This is a genomic window from Liquorilactobacillus sucicola DSM 21376 = JCM 15457 (assembly GCF_000612445.1).
Classification (GTDB): Bacteria; Bacillota; Bacilli; order Lactobacillales; family Lactobacillaceae; genus Liquorilactobacillus; species Liquorilactobacillus sucicola.
In genome coordinates this window covers 177,323-203,421 of record NZ_BALC01000004.1, presented here as the reverse complement: position 1 = coordinate 203,421, position 26,099 = coordinate 177,323, and the positions used below count along the sequence as shown (strand labels likewise).

Annotated in this window: 20 protein-coding genes and 1 pseudogene; 4 read left to right on the top strand and 17 right to left on the bottom strand. The window is 34.5% G+C overall.

Going from position 1 to position 26,099, the window contains the following annotated elements:
- Nucleotides 1-18: 18 nt before the first annotated feature.
- Nucleotides 19-1,257 (bottom strand): MFS transporter, encoded by a 1,239-nt coding sequence (locus JCM15457_RS08090; RefSeq protein ID WP_034989099.1) that lies wholly within the window; start codon nucleotides 1,255-1,257, stop codon nucleotides 19-21.
- A gap of 110 nt (nucleotides 1,258-1,367) precedes the next feature.
- On the opposite strand from JCM15457_RS08090, the gene JCM15457_RS08085 reads away from it, so the two are divergent.
- Nucleotides 1,368-2,279 carry a LysR family transcriptional regulator gene (locus JCM15457_RS08085; RefSeq protein WP_034989098.1) on the top strand — a complete coding sequence of 304 codons (912 nt, stop codon included), beginning with the start codon at nucleotides 1,368-1,370 and terminating at the stop codon, nucleotides 2,277-2,279.
- A 286-nt stretch (nucleotides 2,280-2,565) separates the two neighbouring features.
- On the opposite strand, the gene JCM15457_RS11710 is transcribed toward JCM15457_RS08085, so the two are convergent.
- The 3 genes from JCM15457_RS11710 to JCM15457_RS08070 form a co-directional block, all read right to left on the bottom strand.
- Nucleotides 2,566-3,285 carry a DUF6287 domain-containing protein gene (locus JCM15457_RS11710; RefSeq protein WP_051993365.1) on the bottom strand — a complete coding sequence of 240 codons (720 nt, stop codon included), beginning with the start codon at nucleotides 3,283-3,285 and terminating at the stop codon, nucleotides 2,566-2,568.
- A gap of 353 nt (nucleotides 3,286-3,638) precedes the next feature.
- A complete protein-coding gene (locus tag JCM15457_RS11705; RefSeq protein ID WP_051993363.1) occupies nucleotides 3,639-4,217 on the bottom strand; it encodes a hypothetical protein in 579 nt (192 codons plus the stop codon).
- A 76-nt stretch (nucleotides 4,218-4,293) separates the two neighbouring features.
- Nucleotides 4,294-4,674 carry a hypothetical protein gene (locus JCM15457_RS08070; RefSeq protein WP_034989097.1) on the bottom strand — a complete coding sequence of 127 codons (381 nt, stop codon included), beginning with the start codon at nucleotides 4,672-4,674 and terminating at the stop codon, nucleotides 4,294-4,296.
- A 554-nt stretch (nucleotides 4,675-5,228) separates the two neighbouring features.
- Between JCM15457_RS08070 and JCM15457_RS08065 the strand changes: the two genes are divergently transcribed.
- On the top strand, nucleotides 5,229-5,537 hold the full coding sequence (locus JCM15457_RS08065; RefSeq protein ID WP_034989096.1) for a helix-turn-helix domain-containing protein: 309 nt from the start codon (nucleotides 5,229-5,231) through the stop codon (nucleotides 5,535-5,537).
- Between the two features lie 97 nt (nucleotides 5,538-5,634).
- On the opposite strand, the gene JCM15457_RS08060 is transcribed toward JCM15457_RS08065, so the two are convergent.
- From JCM15457_RS08060 to JCM15457_RS08035, 6 genes and pseudogenes are all read right to left on the bottom strand, one after another.
- Nucleotides 5,635-8,550, bottom strand: coding sequence for an SEC10/PgrA surface exclusion domain-containing protein (locus tag JCM15457_RS08060; RefSeq protein WP_034989094.1), 2,916 nt, complete (start codon nucleotides 8,548-8,550; stop codon nucleotides 5,635-5,637).
- 1,419 nt (nucleotides 8,551-9,969) lie between these two features.
- A complete protein-coding gene (locus tag JCM15457_RS08050; protein WP_034989091.1) occupies nucleotides 9,970-10,338 on the bottom strand; it encodes a hypothetical protein in 369 nt (122 codons plus the stop codon).
- Nucleotides 10,319-10,858 (bottom strand): annotated as a pseudogene (locus JCM15457_RS12395) (hypothetical protein); the annotation flags it as partial. The gene JCM15457_RS08050 and the pseudogene JCM15457_RS12395, both read right to left, overlap by 20 nt.
- Nucleotides 10,859-10,889: 31 nt before the next feature.
- Nucleotides 10,890-12,128, bottom strand: coding sequence for a hypothetical protein (locus JCM15457_RS08045; protein ID WP_034989090.1), 1,239 nt, complete (start codon nucleotides 12,126-12,128; stop codon nucleotides 10,890-10,892).
- A 284-nt stretch (nucleotides 12,129-12,412) separates the two neighbouring features.
- Entirely contained in the window at nucleotides 12,413-12,778 is a 366-nt protein-coding gene (locus JCM15457_RS08040) for a hypothetical protein (RefSeq protein ID WP_034989089.1), read from the bottom strand.
- A gap of 40 nt (nucleotides 12,779-12,818) precedes the next feature.
- Nucleotides 12,819-15,869 (bottom strand): LPXTG cell wall anchor domain-containing protein, encoded by a 3,051-nt coding sequence (locus JCM15457_RS08035; RefSeq protein WP_034989087.1) that lies wholly within the window; start codon nucleotides 15,867-15,869, stop codon nucleotides 12,819-12,821.
- Nucleotides 15,870-16,047: 178 nt separating this feature from the next.
- Between JCM15457_RS08035 and JCM15457_RS08030 the strand changes: the two genes are divergently transcribed.
- Both JCM15457_RS08030 and JCM15457_RS08025 read left to right on the top strand, forming a co-directional pair.
- The gene (locus JCM15457_RS08030; protein WP_034989085.1) at nucleotides 16,048-16,365 is read left to right on the top strand and encodes a helix-turn-helix domain-containing protein; all 318 of its coding nucleotides are present in this window, start codon (nucleotides 16,048-16,050) and stop codon (nucleotides 16,363-16,365) included.
- Between the two features lie 71 nt (nucleotides 16,366-16,436).
- Nucleotides 16,437-16,712 (top strand): hypothetical protein, encoded by a 276-nt coding sequence (locus JCM15457_RS08025; RefSeq protein WP_034989084.1) that lies wholly within the window; start codon nucleotides 16,437-16,439, stop codon nucleotides 16,710-16,712.
- A 237-nt stretch (nucleotides 16,713-16,949) separates the two neighbouring features.
- Here the strand turns inward: JCM15457_RS08025 and JCM15457_RS08020 are convergent, their stop codons facing one another.
- The 7 genes from JCM15457_RS08020 to JCM15457_RS07990 form a co-directional block, all read right to left on the bottom strand.
- Nucleotides 16,950-20,720: a YobI family P-loop NTPase gene (locus JCM15457_RS08020; RefSeq protein ID WP_034989082.1), complete on the bottom strand. Its 3,771-nt coding sequence runs from the start codon at nucleotides 20,718-20,720 to the stop codon at nucleotides 16,950-16,952.
- Between the two features lie 314 nt (nucleotides 20,721-21,034).
- Nucleotides 21,035-22,240 (bottom strand): tyrosine-type recombinase/integrase, encoded by a 1,206-nt coding sequence (locus JCM15457_RS08015; protein ID WP_034989081.1) that lies wholly within the window; start codon nucleotides 22,238-22,240, stop codon nucleotides 21,035-21,037.
- On the bottom strand, nucleotides 22,230-22,445 hold the full coding sequence (locus JCM15457_RS08010; protein WP_034989080.1) for a DUF3173 domain-containing protein: 216 nt from the start codon (nucleotides 22,443-22,445) through the stop codon (nucleotides 22,230-22,232). The genes JCM15457_RS08015 and JCM15457_RS08010 overlap by 11 nt, the downstream gene beginning before the upstream one ends.
- A gap of 381 nt (nucleotides 22,446-22,826) precedes the next feature.
- Nucleotides 22,827-23,756, bottom strand: a complete 930-nt coding sequence (locus tag JCM15457_RS08005) for a Rep family protein (RefSeq protein ID WP_161633670.1) — start codon at nucleotides 23,754-23,756, stop codon at nucleotides 22,827-22,829.
- 268 nt (nucleotides 23,757-24,024) lie between these two features.
- On the bottom strand, nucleotides 24,025-24,624 hold the full coding sequence (locus JCM15457_RS08000; RefSeq protein ID WP_034989077.1) for a hypothetical protein: 600 nt from the start codon (nucleotides 24,622-24,624) through the stop codon (nucleotides 24,025-24,027).
- 15 nt (nucleotides 24,625-24,639) lie between these two features.
- On the bottom strand, nucleotides 24,640-25,749 hold the full coding sequence (locus JCM15457_RS07995) for a P-loop NTPase family protein (RefSeq protein WP_034989076.1): 1,110 nt from the start codon (nucleotides 25,747-25,749) through the stop codon (nucleotides 24,640-24,642).
- The gene (locus JCM15457_RS07990; RefSeq protein ID WP_034989074.1) at nucleotides 25,749-26,066 is read right to left on the bottom strand and encodes a hypothetical protein; all 318 of its coding nucleotides are present in this window, start codon (nucleotides 26,064-26,066) and stop codon (nucleotides 25,749-25,751) included. The genes JCM15457_RS07995 and JCM15457_RS07990 overlap by 1 nt, the downstream gene beginning before the upstream one ends.
- Nucleotides 26,067-26,099 lie beyond the last annotated feature (33 nt).

Below are 26,099 nucleotides of genomic sequence, written 5' to 3'. Positions count from 1 at the left end.
AAGTTTATGTTATATCTATTAATCTACTGACCTATCTTCAAAGTGATTCTTTCCACCAAATATGATTAGTCCAATTGAAATCAGCACTAAAATTCCAAAGAAAATATACACTGCATTAAAATTGCCAAACTTTTCTGCAATTAAATTATTAACCGGCATCGCGAAAGCACCAATTATAAAGGAAAATGATCCCACTAAAGAAAATCCCTTAGCAAAAGCTCTTGCTCCAAAGATTGATTGTGCTAGTGCTGTGATTCCGGTTCCTAAGAAAACATAGATAATATCATTGAGTCCAGCGGCTGCTATTGCCAAACCTGCTGAGTGAACATTAGTCGCTAAAATTAACATTCCAAGTGAAAGAAGACCAACAAACATCCAGCCAACACTTGACTTTTCAGCGCCAAATTTATCACCAGTTATTCCAACCAGCGGATTAAGAAAAATATCAAAAAGCATAGCTGCCGTAACCATAAAGCCACCAATAGTTGGTTTAAAACCGACAGCCACTACATAAGTTGGAAACATTTGATTCAGAACCGCTGGAAATTGTAAAAGACACATTAATAAAGTCACAATCCAGAAAGATGCACTGCGCAATATTACTTTAGTTGAAATTTGAACTTCTTCATCATCGGCCACCTCTCCATGCTTTTCACCCAAAGCATGTGAACGAGCTAACTTTGGAGTAAATTTAATTAGAAATGAGCATGGGATACTCAAAACACCAACTATAATGGCTAAAGTATTTAAAGCCTCTTGCCAGCCCACTGAGTCTATCCATACCGACAATACTGGACTCATAATTCCTTGAAAGGCTGAAGTGATCGCCCAACAAATACCGATTGCCAGCCCAATTTTTTCATTAAACCAGTTATCAATTAAGATTCCCACAGGAACAAAGTTCATAAACGAGATTGCGACTCCAATAACAACTGCAATGACAAAGAACATCCAGATTTGCGTAATATGGCTTATCAAGATAAGACTAACAGTGATCGCTATTGTTGCTGCCAAATAAATAACAGTATTATTGATACTAGCCAAAGCTTTCGGAACTAGCGGCATCATAAGTGCCATAATTAAAACTAACACTGTATAATAGTATGAAACAATTGCAATTGAAACATGAGTTGCTTCGCTAATTGAGCCCAAAAATGATCCCATTAGAACCATGCTTGAGCCTAGACATGTAGCCGAAATTAAACTAATTGCCAACATGACTATCCATGGACGAAAATTGGATTTTTTTGATTTCATTTTTCTACTCCTTTCTTGAAGTTCCCTACATCTAGAATATTACCTGAATCTAGACATAGTGCTTGAAAGCGGTTAGAATACTATTATAACTTTTTGGAATAGAGGGAAACATGAATAGTACACAAATTGCTTGCTTCCTATCATTGGGAAGAACCTTAAATTATAGCAAAACTGCAAATGAGCTCTTTATGTCCCAACCAGCAGTTTCGAAGAATATAAAGAAATTAGAAGCAGAGTTAAAAGTTAATCTAGTTAAGTACCGTCATCATCAAGTATCTTTAACACAAAATGGAAAGTACTTCTGGAATAAAATGCTTACGGTGGAATCGATTGTAACTGAAACTGTTAGTAACATGCAGAACAACGATGTTAATGACATTATTACTATCAAAATTGGCTTTTCTGATATCTCATTCGAAAAAAGCTATCTGCCTAAATTAATTTCAAATTTAAAGCGAAAATACCACTATGATGTGCAGCTAGTTTTTACTGACCCTAATGGTAATAAAAAAATTGTTAACGAACTAGTTAACAAGCGCTATGATTTCCAACTCTTCCAAGACGATTTATTCTTCAAAAAAAAAGAACTGGCCTCCACAGCCTTGCTGACTGGGGGATTTTCAGTTTTGATTTCTAAGCGGAATCCCTTAAGCAACAATGAATACCTTACACTGGATCAATTATCAGGACAAAAAATCCTTATTTGGGAGGGAAATGAGTCAATTCCTGCTATAAGTAATCTTAAATACGAATTGAATACAAACTACAATAATCTTGATATTACGCCTATCTACGATTCTTCAAGTTTAGAAATTTATGCAGCTGCTAATAAAGTGATTGGAATCGTACCTAGTTTTCTTTATAATCCTGCTAGTAATGACGTTAATTACGTTAAGTTAGACATATCAATTTCCATCCATTACAGCATTGGCTACCTTAGAGAAACCACTAGTAAACCCTATTTTGAAAAAGTAATTACTTCTTTCAAACAAGCTGTTAATTTTGAAAAACAAAATTGGTAACTACTTTAACAAGTGTTGCCAGATAGGATAAATTCCAGATTAAATTTTCAATTACCTAAAAGCCTTTTGTCATAAAATAAAAAACTGGTTGGAAGAACATACAAATATACGTTCTTCCAACCAGTTTTTTATTTTATTACCTATCTACGTAAAGTGTTCTGCTTTTCTACCTAGTTATAGCTACTGAAAGAAAATCCAGCAGTAACCTTTCCGTTAAATTAGTGTACCGTTATTTAAAATATTAACATGCTCTATTAGTAGATAATCTCGTTTTTATGACAAACCATCAATTGTCCTGGCTTTGAAAAACTTCCGTGTAACTGTTGTTGCTAGTCCAAATCACTATTCGATTTTTAGAATTATCAATTGATGCCGGCACATCATCGCCAAAACCGGACATTGCTATCCCCTTTGGATAAAAGTAAATAGCATAATTAACGGCAACACTCTGATCTGCAAGATTGGCATTCAAGTAACCATCTTTTTGAGTAAATGTTACAGGTCTAGCGGTTCCATCATTCAAGCTGTTCCCTTGTAATGTCAAAGAACCATTAGCAAGTTTGTCTTTAGTTATTTCAAGAGTATCTGTTCCTTGGCTTTCTTCCCATCTACTCCCTGTCCCATCATGATGATTACCAGAAATTGCTACCTCTTGCCAGTTTCCAAGTAAACTTGCATAATTACCTTGCTGAATTTGAGAGAAATCCATTTGTTTTGTCGTGCTTTCTGCTTTTGAAGCTGATTCTGAGACATTATTCTTGCTGGATGTTTGCGAATTTGCTGCATTATCACTTTCCTGATTGGATTTTTGTTTCACTGAACTTTTATGACTGCTCTTATTCTTACTACTTGTTACCCTAGTTTTGTTACTACTTTGCTGCTTAGATTGACTATTACTGCATGCCGCCAAATTAGCAGTAACTACTATAGTTGTCACGGCAATAGCCATATGTTTGCTTAAACTTAGATAATCAAGCATACTTTTCCGACATTTTTTATTAGCCATTATGTTTTACATTCCTTCTATAATTTATTAATTAGTACCTCTATGTCCTATTTTTATTTCTGAAACACCTACTCTTCTCATTTATTGATAATTATCCTAAGTATTTTGCCTAGTCCTTTTGGTCTTTATCAGTAATTTTCCTAATAATGTAAATAATGAATATTAAGATAAGTTAGACTGGTAATGAATCCTCAGGTACATTAAAACCTTGCATAATCGCTCAACAATTAAGTTTTAGTATCGGACAGAGGATTAGTAATAATACAAATCATAATTCATTACATTAAAAGAAAGGTCCCTACCCAAAGATGACTTTCAGCATGGAACCTCCCCTATTCATTTCCTAAGTTGCGCTATTTACGTGTATTAAATGCTGTAAAAACATTTGCAGCGGCAGAAATTTTTGACATAGAATTAGTAGATTGTGCAACTGCAAGGTTTTGTTGTTGTAATGCTATTTGATCATTTTGAAAGTCTTGTGCTTCAGCAACATTAAATGCATCTTGCAGCGTAGTTGCTCGGTTCTCCTGTACAAGATGCATTAAACGATCAATTGTCCAGTAACTGTAGAACTTTTTGGGAAAATCAGCCATTCCTTCAATGTAAGACGGCTGATTTTGAGCATCTGCAATTTTCTGATTAGCTGTATTAATTTGCTGATTTGCTTGATTCCCTTGTTGAACCCTCTTAGCAACTACCCACCCCAACAGTGCCAAACATCCAAGAACTAAGATACCCTTAACAATACTGCCAGTATCCATACCTACAACTACGACCGTTACAACAATTGACCAAATCAAGCGCTTTTTGAATTGTTTTCTAATAGACACTAGATTTTTATTTGCTATGTATAGCTCATGGCGTGCATTTTGCAAATCAGCAGTTAAATTTCGCTTTTTCTCCAAGTAGTTTAAAATTTCATTTTTGCTCATTATAAACTTCTCCATTCTTCAATATGCTCAATTATCTTTTGAATTAAACGCTGTATTATTAAAATTAAATATCTACTTAATTCTTAGTATACTTAAAGCCCTTAGCCAAAGATGCTATACCATCAGCAGACTTAACTACAAACGATTTTTTATCATCTGAAAGTTTTGCAGCCATATTCACACCATTAATTTTCATTTTCAGTTCGTCGCCGGAAATTTTATATGTTCCAGAATTCGTTTTCTTACCATCTGCATATTCAATAACTTTATCCCCATCAAACTTCAAAGTATCAGTTGATGAAATAAACAGAAATGTGGTAGTATGCGAATATTCTCCATCCAAATGCTTCGGAAGAGCCTTCACCACACCTACAATAACAACTACAGCAATTATAGCAATACCAGTAATTAACCAACTTTTCTTGATTTTACCATTTGCATCTCTAAATGATCTCATTAGTTTTCCCCTATTTTCATTCTACTTATAAATAAGACTGATTCAGCAAATCTCAACATGCTTTTTCTAACTGTTACATTTTATTTTTGCGAATGTGCAATTAGACTTTAATTAGCTTCCCGTTACTTTATTACACATCCCTCCTAGTTTCAATTGCAGTGACAGTCAATAGGCACCGGCTTGAGAATAGGAATATCTAAACACTCTATATCGCAGGTGCACACATCTATACTATCCGCATCAAAATAAGTCCCATCACTGGCAAAGAGCACTACTTTATCTCAATTCTGATTACTATAAACCTCCTTTGTTTCCTCAAAGTTCTAAAACTTATTCAGGCTTTATTTGTATACTTAATACATTCCCCATTTACTCCCTGATCCATCCACTTATGTACCTCCCCTTCGCCTTCTTTCTCACGTAACAAATACCGATTATTCAGGTATTTTATACAGGTAATATTAATAAACTTTAGTAAAAATGTCAATATTATATGTATTGAGTACTGTTATTTTATGTATACACCTTTGCTATTCTAGAACGAGGGTGAACTTATGACCATAGACTTTTTTGGAGAAAAGTTAAAAGCAGTCCGCAAATCAAAACATTTAACGCAACTGGAATTATCAAAACGGTTAGACGTTAGCAAAGGTACTGTCTCGGCGTATGAGCAGGGTCTGTCCTATCCGTCTCTCGAAACATTCGTCAAAATTTGTCGCATTTTAGATACTTCTGCAGATTACTTGCTTAGTGTGTCCGATACCTTGCCATTTAAAATGGGGGGATTGACTGATGAACAGGTAGAAAGCATGTTACAGTTCATTTCACTAATTGAGCGTGCAAACAGAACTATTGACCAATAATTAAGCTGTTTTTTCAAAATAGAAATATACAAAAGGAGCTGTGCCAAAAGTTAAATTTGTCACAGCTCCTAGTTTTTTCATTCTGTTCTTTTATTTGCTATCTAATAAAGTGTTTTGCCTTTCTACTTCTAAATATCAATACCATACTAAATACACTAATTAGCAATCCTAACACTTTGACAAATGGCTTGGTTGCTTCGCCTGTTTGTGGATATGCACGTTGTTCTTTGAGTCTAACGATCTTGTTTGCTGATCTGCTGTTTACATTATTTTCTGCACCTTTTACGCTATTCGTGTGAGTTTTAAAATCATTTTCAGCAACATCATTTGGAGCAATTTTTTCTAAGACATCCATTTTAGTATTCTTTTTCAAAATCTGTACAATAGCTTTATCACTATATCCATGCTCTTTCAATATTTTGACAAATGGCTGAACTGTTGGGTCTTCGAAATTAATTTTACCATCACTGCTTGAATCATTTGAAAGATTTGTAGGTACAGCCCGATTCCCATCGGATACAACATTCTTGTCTTGGCTAGGTACAGTTGTTTGAGCGTTTTGTCCAGAAATTGTGTCGCCTGCTGACTGATTGCTCTGGTCTGCCTTTGCATCAGCCTCCTTAGTCTTTTGCTCAGCTTTCTTAACAGCCTGCTCAGCCTGTTCTTGTGCAACAACCTTGTTCAGTGCATTTTTAGCATTTGTGAGAGCTGTTTTCTTAACTTGTTCATTAACTGCAGCAGCTGCATAGGCTTTCTGAGCATTGGCGTTATTGAATTTTGCTTGTTCTAAAGCAGTTTTTGCATCTGCTAATTGAGCTTTGGCTTGTGTCAATGCAGTTTCGGCCTGTTTAACGCCTGTCTTAGCTTGTGCCAACTTATCGTTAGCAGCTGCAAGGTTTTTGGCCGCATTCAAGTAAGCATTCAACTTATCTTGAGCAGCTGTTTCTGCTTTCTTATCAAGTGCGACTTTGGCAGTTAACCTAACGACATTAGCCTGCACTGCACTTAGCTCACTCTTAGCTGATTCCAAATCATTTTGCTTTGCAGCAAATACCATTTTAACATTTGCTAGTGCTGTTTCAGCACTTTCCAAATCCGCTTTGGCCTCTGCAATTTCAGCCTGTTTTTCTTGTTGGCTCTTTAACGCATTATCTAATCTTATTTGTGCGCCTGATAACTCATTTTGAGCTGAAACTAACTCGCTTTGATCTTGAACTAATTTCTGTTGATTAGCTGCGGCTGCATTTTGTGCATCTGTAAGTGCAGCAGTCGCATCATCAACAGCCTTTTGAGCATTATCATTTTGTAATGCATTAAGCTTTGCAACAGCAGCAGCCATTGAAGCTTGATCTGTTTGCGTAATTGCTTGCTGACTCTGTAACTTAGATTTTAATTGAGCCACTTGTTCTTTCAATGCGGCTGTGTCATCAGTAATAACAGTTGATTGATTTAAAATACCATCAAAGTTCAAGATGAGTTGTCCATCAGTACCAACGCGATAGCTAAATCCAAAGGAATATACGTCTGGATTCAAGAAATTAATTGCATGTCCGTAGAGAGATTCAGAATCATCTAACAACATACCGTTAACAGCATTGTAGATATCACGTTTGAAATCATTAACAGTATATCCATCTGGGAAATCATCTGGCAGACCATTCAATAATGAATATGCGCCACTCCATGAAATATTTTCACCCGTCCAACCAGCATTCATGTCATTACTTGTCTTTACTAACATTTCACCATCATGAGCAAAACCATATTTTTCAGCGGTGTAATTATCTGAAACTTGATGTGCAAAGTTTTTAGCCAATTCTGAGGCGACAATTGGTTTGCGACCTACTTGTGTACGAGCTTGGTTAATCAAATCGATCACATACAAGTTATAATAATTACGTTGTGCATCTGACATTTCTGCCGTCGCATCAAATTTAACATCATCACTATCACTTGCAACATATTGATTCTTCTTATAAGCGTCTTGATCTTCTTGACTATTACTATACGTACCTGTTGAATCATAATTCTTTAACTTGGTAGCCAAATCAGATGGAACAGTGATTGTCTGTTGTGTACCATGTTTGCTCAATTGAGCATTGGCACTATCTAATTGTTTCTGAGTGTCCGAACTGTTCTTTTGATCAGTATCAACTTTTGATTGTGCCGTATTGACATCTGTTTTAGCGTCGCTAACTTGTTGATTATGTTTTTCCAACTTAGTATCGGCTGCATTTTTTGTATCTTGTGCATCGCTAACTTGTTGATTCAATTGCGTTTGCGCATCACTATCATCATCAACTTCTTTTAGATTGTTATTGACAGTTGTTTGTGCATCTTTAACGCCTTGTCGTGCTTTAGTAACATCAACACCTTGAATATTATTAAGCTTGCTCTGTTTATTATTAACATTTTGTTGAGCATCATTAACTGCAGAACTTGCTACAGCAACACTAGATGATGCTGCTGAAACAATAGCTGCTTGAGAATCAGCTTTCACTTGTGCATCTTTAGCGGCCTGTGTGTCACTTTGCGTTTGTGCATGTGCTTGATCAACTATAGTTTGCTGTTCAGCAATACTTTGCCCATTGGCAGCAGTCGCAGCAGCTTTGGCTTTGGATTGAGCAGCTTCAGCCGAAGATTCATTTGCTTTAGCAGTATCAACAGTTACTTGAGCACTTGACACACTAGAGTTGGCTTGATCGACCTTATTTTGTGCAGCTGATTGAGTTGCACTCGTACTGTCAGCTACTGCTTTAGCTGATGAAGTTTCACCTTGAGCTTGCGAGTAATCTGTTTGAGCTTGGGAAACATTATCAATTGCTTGCTGTTTCTTCTCAGCTACATCATTTTGGCTAGATACCTGTACCGATGATGAAGAATTACTATCTTTTAAGGCTGTATCGGCATTGACATTCAAAGTATTTGAGTTAAATGCAGCAACTCCTACTGCTCCTGACATCACTGTTAACGCTACTAACTTTTTGCTATTAGCCATTCCTTTTTTTACCATACATTTTTCCCCCAATATTTATTTGCAAATCATTCAGCCAAATATTCAGCTAAACAACCACACTACATAAATCACTAAAAATTGCAGAGACAAAATAATTTTTTTCACTGCAATTAACAATACTTCTTCTAATTTAGTTCCATCCCTTCACTCCACTTTGTATGTATAAGTTAACTCAGTGACGTCTTGTGATGTAACAGCATACTTAAAATACCTTTCAACATGTACCACTAACCCGACCCTGAACTTTCCTTTTCCCTCATAACATTCCTCCCCAGTCAATAGAATAAGTATGATTAAGTTCTATCGATTTTCTTTATAAAAACTCTAATCATTAATAAATCATTCATTTCCTGAAAAAATTATCAATTATTATTTTCTAAATTATTTCTGAGTGAATAATTGTAGAAAATATATAAGAAACCTAACAAATACAGTCAAAACCGGTATCTTGTACACCTAATACTATTAAAAAAACTTAAAAGTGTCAATATAAACTGTACTTAATACATGTATTTATGGTATAAATTTTCGTTATTGCATAGCAAAAATATGCCTGTAGAGATAAATTGGCTGGGGAACAGAGCGAAAGCGTACTACGTCAACAGAGCATGCAGTCAGAATTAATGATAAAAACAAATAAGGTGAAAAATATTTTACAATAGAGGATACAGTAAAAACCGTGATGCATTGAAGCACTTCATAATTGTGAGACAGTCTTTTTACATTTGAAATTTAAAAATGCGAAGACGAATATTTAAAAAAGTGGTGGTGGCTACTAGTGATATTAGCTGTTTTAGCACTTGGAGGGGAAAATATATTGATTGTCGAGCAAAGCAGTATGAAGATCAGCTGATGAATGCAGAACGAGACTCGTTGTGGCTTTGAAAAACATGTTTAAAGATATTGATGCTTTTGAATTTAAGCGTACAGATTATAATAGTACGACTGCATCATACAGTTTTTATATCAAAATGACATTATCTAATGGAAAACATATTGAGTTTAATTCTGCTTATTCTAAATCTAATAATAAAATTAGTGACTATTTGATTGTGGATGAAAGTATTCAAAAAAAGAGGGTACTGGTAATAGTGTCGGGGTGCTATATTCTGATGGAACCGAGAACTTAGTATGACTACTGCTGAACATATCGATTTTTGAGCGATAGAGTTTATTGGTTAGATTCAAAACATCAAAACTATATTGACAGACCAAAAGTAAATCAAAAAAATTAAACGTACCGCACACATATGGATACAGAAACTGGTCACATTTTTACACTCGAATTAGAATTTAATTTACGATTCAAATAAAAAAGAAAACCAATTCGAAAATGAATTGATTTTCTTATAAACGTTTCTCCTCAACAGCGGTTGAGAAAGAGCCGTTTTAAATAGCTGTTCCGACTTTTATTTTCTATATTTCGTATAATAGATACTTGTCTTCGGTAACAAAATAACTAATCAATTGGCTAGCTTCACTAGGAAGGCTTGTTTGAGGAAAATTGGCTACTAGAGAACAAAGATATAGGTATTTAGGGCTATGGCGTTTCGAAAAACCCGTATTACCAAATTTTCCCTGTATTTTGTCAAATAGTTGCTGAATATCTCTAGTTGTATCACAGCTAACAAATTTTTTTAAGTAAACAAATCGGGATTTATCCGTATTGTCAATCATTGATTTAGCGGTATTAATGGTTACAAAAAGCCATTGGTTCAAATCAATTAAATGTTTAGGGCGGCAGCGTAGTTCTTCTTTAGTTGCTTCAAACAACGAGTTTTTCATGATAGCTCCATCTTCTTTGCTGTAGCTTGTCTGTCATTTCTGATTGCTTAATCTCTGGACCTTGCTTGGCAAAATCTTGCAATTGTTGTTTGGTTCATTGACTAATTTTTTGGTCAAAATCATATAACTGCTGCTTTAACTGGGACTTTTGTGCTAGGGTGGTGGTACCAACAACCTGTTATTGTAAGCTTTGATAGGATTTATTCAATACCTTGAATAACTATTTAAGTTCATGCTTGGATTCTTGTTGTGCTTCCTGTAATCCCAATTGCTTGGTTAAACTCACTAAGCACACTCACCTTGTTGCTAACCTGCTGGATTTCACTTAAAACGCTATGGGTCATGGCTTTAACTTTGGTCTAGGTAACCGCAAGTAGGTTACCTGTATAACCCCAATATTTTGCAGGACAACATGCGCGACGGCTTCGGTTTGTGTTTCTTGATACGCGCGTGGGCGGTATTTAAAGGCTGAATTTAATCTGTGTAACTGACTATACGCATATTCTTGGTATAATGTCTTTTCTATCTCCATCTTTAATTACATCTTAGCATTAATTGCTAATTGTTGCTTTTTGTTTGGAATTTTGTGTTTTAGTTAACAAATAACCTTTAGTAGTTACATATCCAACATAACGAGCCTTATAAATCTTCTGACTTATTGAATCACTTATCGTCATTGCTTTACTCCACTTATGATAACCATAAACTCCTTTAGTTAAATCGTTATACTTATCATTAAGCAATTGACCATACAGATCATTACCTTCTGCACTGAACTGCGTTATTTGTGATTTGTATGCGCTCAATTCACTTGGATTCCAACCATCAGAACCAAAAACCATATATCTAGAAATGTCTTTACTGTTCATTCCGTAACCATAACTCGAAGCCAATGTTAGTAATTTAATAAAATCTACTTTATGTTTCATTACATAATTATATAGAGTAGTTTCTGCTTGTTTCGAATCAAACATATCAACTGCTGTATATGTTACGGTCTGACTTACAATCTTGTTTCCTGTATCATCAGTTGTATTCTTTACTTTAAGTTTCTGTGCCATTGGGGGCTGATACTTAGTATTTTCAATGTGTTTAATAATTGCTCTTCCAAAATTCGTATCAACTTTCTGATCTTTCTTAAGAGCATTGTCACTTAATGACAGCAAATCACTTGACCCATTGCTTAATCCTTCATCCTCAGCAGCCCTTTGAGCTTCAGCAGATGTTTTATAAATATTTTTTACAGTTTGTTGTTGATATTTATTTGTATCATCTTCTTGAAATGTGTAATAAATATTCAGTCCCCCGCTTGCTATTGTTTTAGTATTATCGTCAAAATCGGTTTCTTGACCAATTTGCCCATCTTTTTGTTTTAAATAGTTATTAATTTCTTTAATTGCACCATTCATTGTATATTTTTTATCTTGCTTTTTTGCTAGTTCAATAGCTTTACTATCACTCATGGAACTTAGTTTTCCAAGTGTGATATTATTATCAAAAATCTGATAAGCTTGTAATTTTCTATTTTTTAACACATAGATCGTGCTCACAATACTATCTTTAGAAACACTATCTCCTTTGGCCTGCACCCAAACATGAGTTGCAGGACTTTTTACTTGATTGACAAACGAAACTTTATTAGATGTTATCTGTTTGAAATTCTTTTTTGTAGCAAATCCATTATTTTGTGACGCACAACCATCTAAAAAAAGAATTATCACTAGGGCTATTACTATTTTACCAATATGATATTTTTCATTTGCTTTTTTTAAATTCGTCCATATCAACATTTACAGCTTTTCCTCCAAGTATCTTTACCACCACAACAAACTCCATTTTGTGCATCATAAACTTGTTTACACTGAATCTCACTATCAATGTTACAATAATTCTTTGGAGTATCGTCTATACTCCATTGTAATTTCTTGCCATTCTGCATCTTTTTATTTATTTTTAACTTTAGTATTGCATAAAAAGTTAGTTGAATTCTGGGTTATCCTTAAACAATAGTCTGGTATTTAGCAAAATCGTTTATATATTTACAAACGAAAATACTATCTACTCACAGCAGGTACTAATGCATCCACCACCACCATTGTTGGCTTTCATCCGCACCCAATCGTTTTTTTTGATCTCTTTCCCATTCTTTATTTTTTTGATTAGATCTCCTTCTTGCTTTAGGAGAAAGTGTAGTTGCATAGACAATCCACGCAATTACAACGAACCAAAAAGCAGAAATAAGCCAACTAACTATCACTGAAACAACACCAATAATTAATCCTACAATTGTGGAGATCAACCACCAACCTATCCATAGACCCAAAACTATAATGACTGTCCATATTACGAACTTACCCATAATTCTTAACCAATTATTTTCAGATGAAACATTTTTTTCACTTTGCTCTTTATTTTCATGCAATTCAGGCCCTGATCCCATGTAACATCTCTCCCGTCCTTAATCAAACATTTTTTCACACCTAGTCACGAGTCTTCTTACGTTGAATTCCAAGACCGAAAACTGCAGCAATGCTAATCATCAATAAACCTATAGCAGTTATTTCAGAATTATCAGACTCACCTGTTTGCGGTAAAAGTGCTGCCTTATTTAAATCATTAACAAAATGTTTGCCTATTTTGGGTGCAAAATGTTTGCCAGTTACTGGAGGGGTCGTTATTTCTGTGGTTGTAAAGTTGATATTATTGGTTGCCTCTTTTACTGAATTAGCAGTAGATACTTCCGAAACAGTAATCGCATTTCCGTAAGGATCAACCATTTTACCGTTAACAACTGTCCAGTTTTTAACTAGACTTCCATTTTTATCAACGACTTTATTGTCTACAATGCGATAATTATTTTCTTTTGCCATTGTTTCATCAGCTAAGCGATGTTGCTCACGGGCTACATTTTCAGCCAACGTTTCGGCGTCCTGTGCAGACTTGAGATTTGTTTGGGCAGTTGCAAGTTCTGATTTGGCATTTTCCAAGTTGGTGTTTGCTTGATCCAGAATACTTTTTGCCTTTGTTGTTGCATCTTTGGTATTAGATAAAACAGTTTGGTATGCAACTAATGTACTTTTAGCTGAATCGTAAGCGGCTTGGGCCTTTGTGACAGCAGCTTCAGCAGTTGCGTATTTTGCCTTTGCAGCAGCTAAGACAGCTGGAGCGTTTTGTAACTTGTTCAAGTATGCTTCAGCAGTCGTAACAGCATCGTTAGCGTTTGTTAAAACAGTTTTAGCATCGTTTAAGGCAGTCTCATCAGTTGCAAGTGTTGCTTTAGCACTTGCTAAGGCATCATTAGCTTTTGATAAGGTTGTTTTTGCAACATTTACGTTTGATTGTGCATCAGCATAAGCAGCTTCGGCTTTATCAAGAGCAGCTTGCTTTGTAGCAGTGTCTTTTAAGCTTTCTTCATACGTAGCTTCGGCGTCCGATAAAGCAGTCTGGGCAGTTGCTAAGTTAGTCTTAGCACTTGTCAAAGCGGCCTGTGTCTTAGTTACGTTGTTGGCAGCAGTTGTTTGTGCCGAAACAGCATTGTTATATGCAGTCTGTGCAGCAGTAACAGCAGCAGTTGCTGTGTCATAAGCACTTTGTTTTTGTGCCTGTGTACTCTTGGCACTTGTTAAGACAGTATTAGCAGATGTTAAGGCAGCTTTTGCTTTGTCTAAAGCAGTCTGCAAGGAAGTTGTATCAGTTGACTTTGCAGGTGTGCCCGGTGTGGTAATTGTAGCGGTATCAAAGGCTGAGGCATTGCTGAATGATGCATCCGTAGCAGGTACAAATGCCATACGGAATTTCTCCATGCCATAGTCAAGACCCTTGAATGCATTATCCCAAGCACCAAAATACGAATTTGTAACACCATTTGCAACGGTACTATTTAATTGCGACTTAGTAATTCCTAAGATTTGCTTACCAACAGTTTCGTTTGCATCACTTGTTACGGCTGCACTTGCAGTAATGTAGTTGGTTGTTCCAAGTGTATACAATGATTGCGTAATGTAATAATCAAGAACAAACTGTTTAACTTGTGCAAGCGTTAATGTCTTGTAAGTGATATTCCAATCGTCAATACCACTGCTTTGATAATCAGAGTTAACCATGCTGGTTAAGAGTGACTTAGAGACACCTGTGCTTGATGAAAGATCTGCTAACTTACTTGTTACGTTACCAGTAAAGCTTGAACTAGCTAAAGTTGAAGCAATCTTGATGGCATCATTGTTAATTTCAACGTAACCAACTTCATCAGCAATGCCCAGATTCTTACGGACAGCGTTAATTGCACCAGCTAAAGCTTGTTGAACTTCTGTTACTTCGGCATCAGTTAATTTGTTAAGTGCAACGTTATAGCCACTTTCTACGTTAAATGTAGCTTTATCGTTAGCAGTGTTGCCATTATAAGTAACTTTAACAGCCCCGTTTTCAGTGCCATCACCAACAGCCTTGCCAATAGCAGTCATATCATTTGTAAGTGTAGTTGTATCAGAGCTGTTCTTCTTGTAATCAGCAATGTATTTCTGAACAGCTGAAGCTAAGGCATTTGATACGGTAACGCTCACGTTGTTAGACGTAGTACTATTATTTGCAATAGCTTGATTTAATGCGTTCTGAGCAGCAGTTACAGCAGCTTGGTCAGTGTTGACCGTTGATTGTGCCTTAGACGTAGCGTCTTTGGCTGTGTTCAAGTCGTTAGCGGCACTTGATTGTGTTGCTTTAGCTTTATCAACATTTGTTGATGCATCGGAAACTTTACTGTCGGCATCGGATTTAGCACTTGTTGCAGAATCAGCATCTTTTTGTGCGCTTGATTCAGCGGTTGTAGCAGTGTCAACGTTTGATTGTGCTTTATCAACATCTGCTTTAGCACCAGTTGTGTCCATTGCTTTCTTAGCAGTATCAACATCGGATGATGCAGATGAGGCTTTGCTTTCAGCATCTTTTTCAGCAGAAGAAGCAGTATCAACGTTCTTTTGTGCATCTGATACAGATGATTGATCAGCATTCACGGTTGCTTGCTTTTGATCAACATTGGATGAAGCTGTTGCTGCGTTGTTTTTGGCTGTATCAACAGAACTTGATGCTTTAGCAACATTTTCGCTAGTGGCTTCATCATTAGTTTTTTGGGCTGATGAAACTTCATCAGCGGCAGATGAGGCACTACTTTGTGCATCTTTGACAGAAGACGATGCGGCATCGGTATTTGACTGTGCCTGATCAACGTTCTTTTGGGCAGATGATTGATTTGCTGCTGCATCATTATAATTTGTTTGCGCATTTTCCTGTGTTGATGAGGCTTTCGAAACATTTTCTTTGGCAGAATTTACATCAGACTGTGCCTTTTCGACTGGCGTCTGAGTACTAGATAAACTTGAAGTAACAGAAGCATTAGATGTACTTGTAGAATCAGATTGATCCGCAGTGCTTACAGTATCAGCACTAGCTTTAATCGTATTTAACGTTCCCCCAACTGCCCAAGTTGTTGCAGTCGCCATTGCAGTCACCACTGCAATTTTTTTTGATTTATTATTCATATTTTCAAAACTCCCTTTTTAAAACTTATATTTTATGTAAATCTTCCTATCTAAGACTCATTATACTTCATCATGTTAAAAAAGCCATATTTTTTAAAAAAATATGGCTTTTTAGCTATGTTTGAGAAAATAAAAAATCCTTACAGTTATCTTAAAAGTAACTATAAGGAGGATTGAAATGATTAAATCAGTAGGTAAAATTATTCGTGAGTGCCGAGAAAAGCAAGGATTAACAATTGAAAAACTAGCAGAAAAAGCTGAAGTTTCTGACAGTTACATTTCTCGACTTGAACGAAATAACATTGCAAATGCTCGTGTTGCAAAGTTAGCTGATGTAGCTAACGCATTAGGCTTGGACTTAGCTGACTTATTTACTGATAGTAAATTAGATGATCCAGATACAATCGAGTTATTAAAATATTTAAAAGAAATACCCGAAAACAAACGCCAGGATATTTCAAAATCAATTTTGAAAATTTTAAAGTATCGCAAATAATTATTTACCATTAGGGGTGTCAAAGACACCCTTTTTAACCTCTTGAAGTTTAAATTTTAGGAGGTCTTTTTATGTTACAAAAGATTAGAGAACAAGAAATGATTGAGGAAATTATCGAAGATTTAGAACTACAGGCTGGTTTAAAACTTTCACCACTTCAGATAAAAATGCTTCAATTGACACAGCATATCTTCTTTACTGAACAAGAACTCAAGGATCACATCAGTGGCATTACTGACTATTTAAAAAACACACCAGCTGATGAAAGAATTTGGAACTGTTACCAAGATCTATCTGATAATTCATACGTTTTAATTGTCTGTCTAACGCCTAGTAAGCTTGGTTAGCACTAGAAATTAAGGACCCTGATTTTACCGGTCAGGGTCTTTTTTTACACAATAGTTATTTAAATAAAAAGATTACTAGCAATTACATTAACTTGAAATGTCGTTAAATCAACATTCAAAATCTACACTAAATAAAAATGATTGGGTATTTCGATCAATACTCTATTTTAGCCGATAAAAATTTATAAGTTGTTATAGTTGTTATGGCTTACGGGCGATTACTCAGCAACCATAAATTTAATTTCTAACTAAATTAATAAATTGATTACTTTTCTGTACTGATATTGTGTTTTTAGGCCTTCTAAGTTCTTTCATTCCTCTAACTAAATCACGTTCACAAAATTCCTGTAATAAATTTATAATACTCTTTCTATTTTTTAAACGAATTGTTCCAGTTTTTTCCTCAGTTAACTTCATAATGTTATCATCATGCGTATTAAATATAAAATTAATTATATCACTATTTTTAATAGACTTAACTCTACATAAAGCAATTAACTTTTTAATTTGTTTCTCTGCAGAATCGTATGTCTCGTAAATTTTTAATATCTTATCAACATTTCCATTGTAATCTGATAATAGTACATCAATCAATTTATCCTTTTTCTGGTCTGAAAGTGTTCCATCCTCTAAGTGATTTGAAAAAAGATCTGTTATTACCTTTTCTCTTAATTTAGTAAATTGTCTATACTTACCTGTCGAAATATTAAATAATTCTGATACTTGTAATTTACTAAATAGTGCACTCTCTTCTTCTGACCATTCCTCAAAATTATCATTGAGTTTGTTTAAACACAGCAAAACAATTTCCTTTTGATTTGTTATTTTATTAACAAGTTCCATACTTAGTTTTATCAAATTAAGCCTAAGCATTGTGTTAAATGTCTTTGGAGTTTGATTTATTCCCAAATATTGATTTGCTAGGCAAATTACGGTTTCATTATCTTGACTAATTTCAATCTCATGCGTATTGACCAAGTCAATAAGGATTTTTTCATCAAACCCATCCTGATTCTGCTGAAATTCTGCCAAATAACTCGTTTTATGCAAAAAAAGATCAATTTCAGTAGTTTTAAACGATTCATCTTTTACCGATAAAAGTATTTTAAGGTTTTCCCATGTTCTATTAAATTTATCTTTTTCTAAGATAAGGTTAATAAGTTCGTAGTACTTTTCTCCTCCTGTATCAGCAATTGTAAAACTCGAAAAGTCTAAATTTTTAGATGGATATTCATCTAAAATATTCTCTTTCATTTCCCAGTCTAATCTTGCATTTGTGAGTATTTTAGCCATAGATTCTTGTGTTTCATTCTGTAAATACATTTCTGTTAATTCTATTTGCAGAAACGATTCAAAAGATTCTTCAATAAATTTGCTTAATTTTGGATCATTTATTTGTTGAACAAGAGAAAAAGATACTTCATTAGCTGCACCTGGGTAATAAGACTCTAATATAGTGGTAATAGTATTTGCTGAACAAGAAACTGCCTTATTTTCCATTAAGTACTCAACTAAATTTTTATCACATTGGATATTTATGTCTAATTGGCTAAGTTTAACATTTGTGTTCTCAAAAATCGCATCAGCTCTATCACGATAATTCTCAACAAAACTCCAAGTTACCGGCCATTTATTTCCATTTATATAATCTACTAACGATTTAAGTGTTGCGATACATTTTCCTATACCTTCGACAGCTGTGTCTTGAAGTAGCACCTGTGCAAAAGCGTTAATATTATTGCCACTATATTTACTCCAATCATTTTGTAAAATTACAGATAAATCTGTAATAAAGATTTTCACATATTGTATATCCATTCTATCTAAAAGTTCATCAAGATGTGTAGAAAAATTAGCTGAACTTTGTCGTGTTAATTGTTTCAGTGCAGCATTATAAGCATTTAAAAGAGGATTTTTATCTTTCATTGTTTTTTTTCGTTGCACAACATATTCAATCAATTCTGACAGTGCAATTGATGATTTTTCAAAATCACTTGGAACACAATCGCCAACAAAATTTGGGACACTTTCGATATGTTCTCCAAACTCCAACAATTCCCCACTGCGTAATCGTCGTATCAATTGTCTATCAGCAATAGAAATTCTTTGCCCACTAAAAAGAGATAAATAATCATCAATTGTTTCATTAAGATAACCATTCAGAATTCCAAAGCTTAAAAAATTTTGTGCTTCTAAGGTATCAACTAATAATTCTCGAATTTCCACTCCATTTTTCTGCGCAATTTTATAAATTGACATTCCTAAAATATTATTAATTTCGAGTTGACACTCACTAATTTTATTATCAATACTCGAATATCCCCTTTCGATAGCCTTATTTTCAAAATAAATTTTTGAATCAAAATAATCGTTCTTCATTACTAAATGTTTAAATTCTACGTATTCATTTTGATTTCCGTAAGGACTATGCCAAAAAAATGTAAATTTTTCATTATTTGATATTTCAGTATATCGGTATAGATCTGCCAATTCAGCAAAAGTAATTTTCCCCAATTCTTCAATAACTTTGTTGTCATCGGAATATGACAGACTATAACTAGAATCTGCTCCTAGATCAAAAAACAGTGCTTTATACATTTGCAGTACTTGTGTTTCTGAATTTTTTTCTAGTATTTCTTTTTTCTTTTTTAGTGCTTGTAACTTTTTCCTTTTTTCTTGAATAACATTGTTCGCCAAATCCCGAGTTCGCAATAACTTGTTTAGTCCTCCTTCTCTTCGCTGAAATTTTTGAAATTGTCGAGGAAATCCATTCTTAAATAATAAAATTGTAAACATTTTTTTGGGATTTAAGTCCGATTTATCCTGCAATTCTAAACATAACTTAAAATCATTAATTGTATTTTCCAATACTCGAACATCATCAAAATAAACTGAGACTGCACGTAAATAATTCTTAAAGTCAGGGGTTGGCTGAATAAACATTTCCATTAAAAAATCAGCAGAATTTGTTAATGATACGTGTGGTAAAATAGTCATTGTCCAATCAAAAAACTTTGTTGTCGCTTCAGCAACACCTTGTTCAGAAGGCATTTCATCATACTCTGACTTATCGTCAATTTGCCCCCTTACACTTTTACTTTTGAATTTATCGTTATGTGCAAGCATTATGTTGTCAAAAAGATCTTCTTTTACCGCGTAAAGAAACTTAATCGCAGGTTTTGATTCATCTACATTATATGCATTGCTTAATGTTCTGTTATTGTTAAGAATCTGATTGAGTTCTCTTAAGTGTTCAAAAATGCTGAGGTCATTAAACCTATCGATATCTTCCAAAATAATCAAATTATATTTTTTTTGAGTGAAAAAGTATATGATTTCATCTAAATATTCATTAAATGCAGATTTTGAGTCCATAATTGCTAATTCAGATTGTCCCCATCCAATTTTAGCTGAGCTAAAAAACTTAGGTATATACTCAAAAGCCTTATACAACAAATATGCTCCAGAACAAAACATAATTAAAATCAGAAATATTCGAATTAATATATTCAACCAATACGGTCCTATAATATACAACATATTCCACTTATCTATCAATAACAAAAAGCTTAAAGCAAAAAATAACGAGGTACAATATGCTTTATTTTTATTGGAAATATCTATAGGCTCAATTTTTCTATATTTAGAATCGGGTAATTCTTTGTTACTTGGCCCATACAATATTTGTTGTACCAAATTTCGCTCAATTTCTATCCACTCATCTTCCTTCGGATTTTCTGATTCATTTCGTGTAAATGTTGCAAGCGATAAACGTAACGGTCTAATTCTAGAATCGGACTTATGATCCTTTAAAAATGTATTAATTATTGTACTCTTGCCTGCACCAAATTTACCAAACACCGCAATATTTTTCACTGTATCATTTTTAAGAGACTCTTCAATATTCTTAATATATGGTCTTAATTTACCCTTTTCAGTTTCATTTGTTATAGTAGTTGGACCCAGTGAATGATAGTTTACACTCTTAAAATACTTATCAAAATCCATTATTTCTCGCCTCTTTCAAATATTTCTTTATATACTATACAGCTATCTTTCCTATGTTTCATTATTTTGTACATTCATCCAAATACATTAAAAAGAGCCCCACCGTTTGGCGGGGGCTCTTGGCGGGGAACTATATTAAAGCTTCCCAATTACTATCCCGTATATCAGCATAAAATGCCGTTGAATCAACATTCCGCATCCATTTAATATATATACTTCATTCCCACTCAATCTTGAAAATATTGTTCAAATCGCTTATATATCAATGTTTCAAGTGATTGATTTTAATTCTGGCAAACAATTGGCAAACAGCGCTAATTTACTTTAACAGTTTGATTTCCATTAAAATAAACAGTTGGTTCTTTAGCTGTCCTTACATTAATATTGTCTGTCATCAACTTAGCTAATTTGTCGTCATTTCGATCCCATAAATGCGAATAGTGTTTCAAAGTAATATCAGGCCCAGAATGTCCCAATCGTTGAGATACGACTAACAAATCAGCATTAAACTCGTTGATTAAATAACTAACGTGGCTATGTCTCAAACTTTTAGCTGCAATCTCCGGCACTCCTGCTAGTTTGGCATAACGTTTAACAATACGGCTTACAGTCGATCTTGGGACTGGTGCATCATCGTAAGATAAAACAAAATTGAAGACACCATGCTTTTGTTGAACACTTTTCCACTTTTTTAAATATTGTAGTGTATTTTCGTCTAGAACAATTGTTCGATTACTATTAATTGTTTTCGTATAAGGCTTTATTGTGTACTCATGCTTGTTCTTAAAGTCTAACGTGTGACAAATATGCAATTTCTTATTCCTCAAGTCAACATCTTTCCAAGACAGGGCCAGCCCTTCACTTACTCTGATCCCTGTCATGAAGTATAACCAGATTAGAATGAACTCGAATTTGCCATAATAATCAGAAATACATATTTTTGACAAAACCTTTTCAAACTGCTCTTTATCCCAAAACGCTATACTTACATGACCTTTAGAAATAGATTTTGTCTTGCGTGATACATTTATTTTGATCAAATCAAGCGTCACAGCATAATCTAAAGACTGCCTAAATGCAATGTACAAAACACTACTATAACTTTTTGAGAAACCACTTTTGGTTAATAACCATGTACGATAACTTGCACAATCTCTCACAGTTATATCTTCAAGTAATTTTGCACCCACACGCTTTATAGCGACATTAAATGCACGTTTATGAGAAATAAATGTACTTTTCTCAACATCAGCGCGATATGCAGGAATAAATTCATTTTCCATAAAACTTTTGTAAGTCATCCGATAAGGAGCTCTACCATCATGTTCTAGATATTCGTTCTTTACTCTAACAGCTTCTTTGTGTGCTTCATGTGCGCTTCTAAAAATCCTGCCATTCGATGCTTTGCGTCCCTTTTTAAACCTTTGTTTTCCATCTCCATCTCGCCCAACGAAAACTTGGTAAAAAAAGTGTCCCTTTGTATCTTGGTAAACATTCGCATATCTTGTTTTAGTTGCCATTTCGATCTCCCTTTTCAACCTGATCTAAGGGAATTCCAATTATTTCAGCAACTGCGGAAATCGGAACACGTCCAACTCTTCTTCCATTATAAAACCCATACCCCTTGCTTACCAAGTTTTTCTTAGCCATTCTAATAATTCTTCTGGCTTGATTTTCAGGAAAACCCATCTTGCGTAAATCATTAAAATCTACAGTGTTTAACATGTAACCAACCTCCATTATATGCGATAATGTCAGTGATAGTTATATTCAAAACTATCATAAGTATAGAGTATGGCTACTACTTTGCTTTCGAGGGCAGTAGTAGTCATTTTTTATCATCGCTTTTACCGTACTGTTCTAGATCCTCTAAACTAAAATTTACAGATCTATTATCATTCAAATAAGGATTTTCATTACTCTGCGAAACACAATAATTCCAACCACATCTAGAGTTTGAATTTTTCTCCAAATATTCTGCGTCTATTGATTTCTTTTTGAAATGTAGGAGCAGGCCGATACGTCTTCTTAATTGTTCAAAACTATCAACGCTCCTATCAAGTTTTGTAATCTTTTCATAAAAAGTTAAAGGATCATACGGCGTCGTTACAAAAATAAAATCAGCATGATATTAGAATTATGGTAACGAGCTACTGTCTTTTTTTCATAGCTCATAGGATCTAGCAAATGTAGCACATCGGGATACTTAAGAGTTTCTGGTCGTAATTCATCTATTATAAGTATTTTTTGTCCGTTATAACCTTCAAAAGGATCATTTGTAGTAACTGTCTTAAAAAAACTTATTTTTCGTTTATCAGCGAACTCAACTGCATATCGTGTTTTACCAGTTCCAGCTCCACCATAAATCCAAATCACCTTGATTGATTCCTTCGTTTCAATCTTATTCTTGAGCCATTTTTCAAACTTAAGCTTGTTCGCTCCCAGTGCAACTTCAGATATTCGTCTTGAATACTTAAAATAAGTATTGGCACTTGCACCCATCATCATTGCCCTGGCCTGCTCTTCTTGTATCTCCCCAGCACCAAGTAATTCAATTATGTCCCTAGGATCTATTTGTGCCCTCTTACGACTTACAAAATTTGCATAATCAAAATTGGCTACAACATCTTCAACACGATATTGATACTTATCACGCGAATTATCAGTTTGGTGAATTAAATACATGAAAGCATTGTCTGCACCTTTTTTCGCACTGTTTCCACGCTTAGTCATTCTTTCAAACTGCTGCGGCTGGTCACCAAATACTTTTCCAAGTGAATTTGCAGCCACACGTTCTTTAAAGGTCATTACTAAGTGAATATGCGATTTAACCCGCTTACCTTCAGCATTAACATCTTTGGCATGTTGAATCATAGCAAATTTGTCCAAATTATAATTATCAATCAAAGAATCAACTCTCCTTTTCAAAGCATCTATATTAGCAAAGGGCAAGTGTTCTAATTGCTGTTCATACATCCATACAGTTGACCGATAAGATCGACCAGCTTTCTCATTTTTCGTTTTGTCTATTTTCAATCTTTTTCCTCCATTCATCCAAAGCCCACCATCGCAGGATAAAATCCAATTTCGTTCCTTCATTTCGTAGTTAAGAAACTAGCCCCTTAACTACGCGATAGAAGGAAAAATTAGAAAAATTACCCTTTATTTTGGTCAAATATGGGGACTAAACTTTCATACACTAGTTTGCGAACAATTTATAAAGCTTTTCTCTGCCAGCACGGCAGAAAATTTTTATAAATTATTCGCTCTCATGGTCCTCTATTCATTATTACAACCTCCAATCTTATTTTTCCCTAACAATAATCCATGTGAAAAAAAGCTTTCTTTCCACCACAACAGGTTGCCAATTAACAGTTTTAAAATTAGTGTTCAGCCAAGAAGGTAAGAATTCTTTGCATCTCTGCTGCATAATTTTGACAACAGCCTCGTTCATACCACAAGGAATTCTCAACACTAGCTTTTTTCTATGTTTACTGATTCTGCTTTTGCGCAACCAGAAATTAGCCTTTTTTTCTTCGTTAGCAACCATCTGAATATTATTTTGAGGCACATCACGAATCATATGCTTAACTAAAACTCCAGTTTTCCAATCTCGTTTAAATTGCCCTGTGTAGAGATCAATACAGAACCACAGAATTAAAAGCACTACCATAACCATCAGAAGCAGCATCAAATATTCCGAAAATTTTAACGCCGTATTATCAGTTGTTCTTTTAAATTCAGCAACCTTGTTCAAATTAATAAAACTAAAATGCCACTCCTGTAGTCTCAAACCTATCAAAAGAATTGCTTTTGTAATAAACTGGACACCATACTTAGCAACATTCAAAGTTAATATCATCAATAACAATGTTTCAAATAAAAATTTTTTAAAATAAAGCATTTATATCTCTCCCTTCTAAATTATTGTTGGTGTAGCAATCGGTTCAATCCCCGAATACCTACTATCGCCTGCAATGCTTATTATTCCTGTGCCTTTTCCTCCCATCGGAACCATTGGCATTTCATTCAATTCTGGAAACAAAAATCTTGTATTTTCAGAATTAATGCGCCCCAATTGAATTCTTAGTGAGATAGAATCTCTTACGATGGTCGGCACATATTCTGCACGTGCTGATTGCATTGCAAGTATCAAATAAATTCCGGCTTCACGACCTAATACAATCAACCTTGTTAATGTATTTTGAAAATCATCTTTAACCGCTTTATTCGCTCCGGTTAACAATGCTGCAAGCTCATCGATAAATACAAAGTAAGGCTTAAATCCTAGCTCTCTATAATCTGTGGAAACTTTATCTGAATTTTGATAAATTTGGCTTTGCCTTTCATACATGATGCTCTCAATATTTTTCAAAGCTTTGATAACATCTTGTAAAAATTTTCCACCAATTCCCTGTTCACCATTTCCACTACTTATAAACTGTGGAATGACAATATCTTCATTTCCTTGTTTATGAGCTAATCTTGCAAGATCGCTTCCCTTGGGATCAATAGCGATTGAATTTCCAATAATTGAACAAATTTGAAAAAGAACTTTCATGTAGTAGCTCTTTCCACTACCACTTACTCCTGTGATTATTGCATGAGGAGCTTTAACAAAATCCCAATCAATGATATCCATAATCGGGATTCTTCCTGTTTGGTAAAAGCGCTGTATAATCTGTTCCATTGTTTCGTTTAAACGATTAGCAGTTCCCTTACGCATTGGGAAGAATAATCCTCTTTCTTGCGAAAGATTTGCTGTTTCTAAAACCACAACTTGCATTGTCAAAGGCCTTATCAATGTGTATTCAGGAGTAAGTGCTAAGTTTAAAACATTGAAAATTTTGTTGTAAAATGCTTCATCAATGACATAGGTTATCGGATAAATTGGAACAAAGATCATTCCATCATCTTTTAACAAAAGATCATATTCAGCATTTTGATCTGAGTTTGAAAAAAGAATGTACCGAAGTACATCCTTTATATACTCAAGCATCAGATTAGTTTTCTTTTGCTTGAATCCCATTATTTAACCCCCTTAGCTCTTACGTAAACATTCTTGTTAACGACACAAGCTTCGGGTGAAACTAATTCGATCTCTGACAAATCTTTAAGATTGCTAGCCGAAAATTCTTTTGGCAATTTTACTTCTTGAACTCCGCATCCTGAAAAATACACATCAATTTTTACATTGACGATCTTCTTCGTAAATTTCTTGTTCTCCCGATCGTATTCATTGACCGGTAAAGGACCAGCACCTAACAAAAAGAGACACTTATTTGTTTTGCAGGCTTCTATGAAAGTTTCTTCAGAATAGCCGCCTTTAGTTTGTCGGATTCTCATAACCATACCTCCTTGATTTATAAGATTCTAAAA

Excerpts from the sequence above, each read along its gene's own strand:
- JCM15457_RS08045 (WP_034989090.1), bottom strand. The coding sequence starts at position 12,128 with ATGTTGATATGGACGAATTTAAAAAAAGCAAATGAAAAATATCATATT.
- JCM15457_RS11705 (WP_051993363.1), bottom strand. The coding sequence starts at position 4,217 with ATGAGCAAAAATGAAATTTTAAACTACTTGGAGAAAAAGCGAAATTTA.
- JCM15457_RS08020 (WP_034989082.1), bottom strand. The coding sequence starts at position 20,720 with ATGGATTTTGATAAGTATTTTAAGAGTGTAAACTATCATTCACTGGGT.
- JCM15457_RS08060 (WP_034989094.1), bottom strand. The coding sequence starts at position 8,550 with ATGGTAAAAAAAGGAATGGCTAATAGCAAAAAGTTAGTAGCGTTAACA.
- JCM15457_RS08040 (WP_034989089.1), bottom strand. The coding sequence starts at position 12,778 with ATGGGATCAGGGCCTGAATTGCATGAAAATAAAGAGCAAAGTGAAAAA.
- JCM15457_RS11710 (WP_051993365.1), bottom strand. The coding sequence starts at position 3,285 with ATGGCTAATAAAAAATGTCGGAAAAGTATGCTTGATTATCTAAGTTTA.
- JCM15457_RS08000 (WP_034989077.1), bottom strand. The coding sequence starts at position 24,624 with ATGCTTTATTTTAAAAAATTTTTATTTGAAACATTGTTATTGATGATA.
- JCM15457_RS08035 (WP_034989087.1), bottom strand. The coding sequence starts at position 15,869 with ATGAATAATAAATCAAAAAAAATTGCAGTGGTGACTGCAATGGCGACT.
- JCM15457_RS08090 (WP_034989099.1), bottom strand. The coding sequence starts at position 1,257 with ATGAAATCAAAAAAATCCAATTTTCGTCCATGGATAGTCATGTTGGCA.
- JCM15457_RS07990 (WP_034989074.1), bottom strand. The coding sequence starts at position 26,066 with ATGAGAATCCGACAAACTAAAGGCGGCTATTCTGAAGAAACTTTCATA.
- JCM15457_RS08025 (WP_034989084.1), top strand. The coding sequence starts at position 16,437 with ATGTTACAAAAGATTAGAGAACAAGAAATGATTGAGGAAATTATCGAA.
- JCM15457_RS08050 (WP_034989091.1), bottom strand. The coding sequence starts at position 10,338 with ATGAAAAACTCGTTGTTTGAAGCAACTAAAGAAGAACTACGCTGCCGC.
- JCM15457_RS08070 (WP_034989097.1), bottom strand. The coding sequence starts at position 4,674 with ATGAGATCATTTAGAGATGCAAATGGTAAAATCAAGAAAAGTTGGTTA.
- JCM15457_RS08015 (WP_034989081.1), bottom strand. The coding sequence starts at position 22,240 with ATGGCAACTAAAACAAGATATGCGAATGTTTACCAAGATACAAAGGGA.
- JCM15457_RS08065 (WP_034989096.1), top strand. The coding sequence starts at position 5,229 with ATGACCATAGACTTTTTTGGAGAAAAGTTAAAAGCAGTCCGCAAATCA.
- JCM15457_RS08085 (WP_034989098.1), top strand. The coding sequence starts at position 1,368 with ATGAATAGTACACAAATTGCTTGCTTCCTATCATTGGGAAGAACCTTA.
- JCM15457_RS08030 (WP_034989085.1), top strand. The coding sequence starts at position 16,048 with ATGATTAAATCAGTAGGTAAAATTATTCGTGAGTGCCGAGAAAAGCAA.
- JCM15457_RS08010 (WP_034989080.1), bottom strand. The coding sequence starts at position 22,445 with ATGTTAAACACTGTAGATTTTAATGATTTACGCAAGATGGGTTTTCCT.
- JCM15457_RS07995 (WP_034989076.1), bottom strand. The coding sequence starts at position 25,749 with ATGGGATTCAAGCAAAAGAAAACTAATCTGATGCTTGAGTATATAAAG.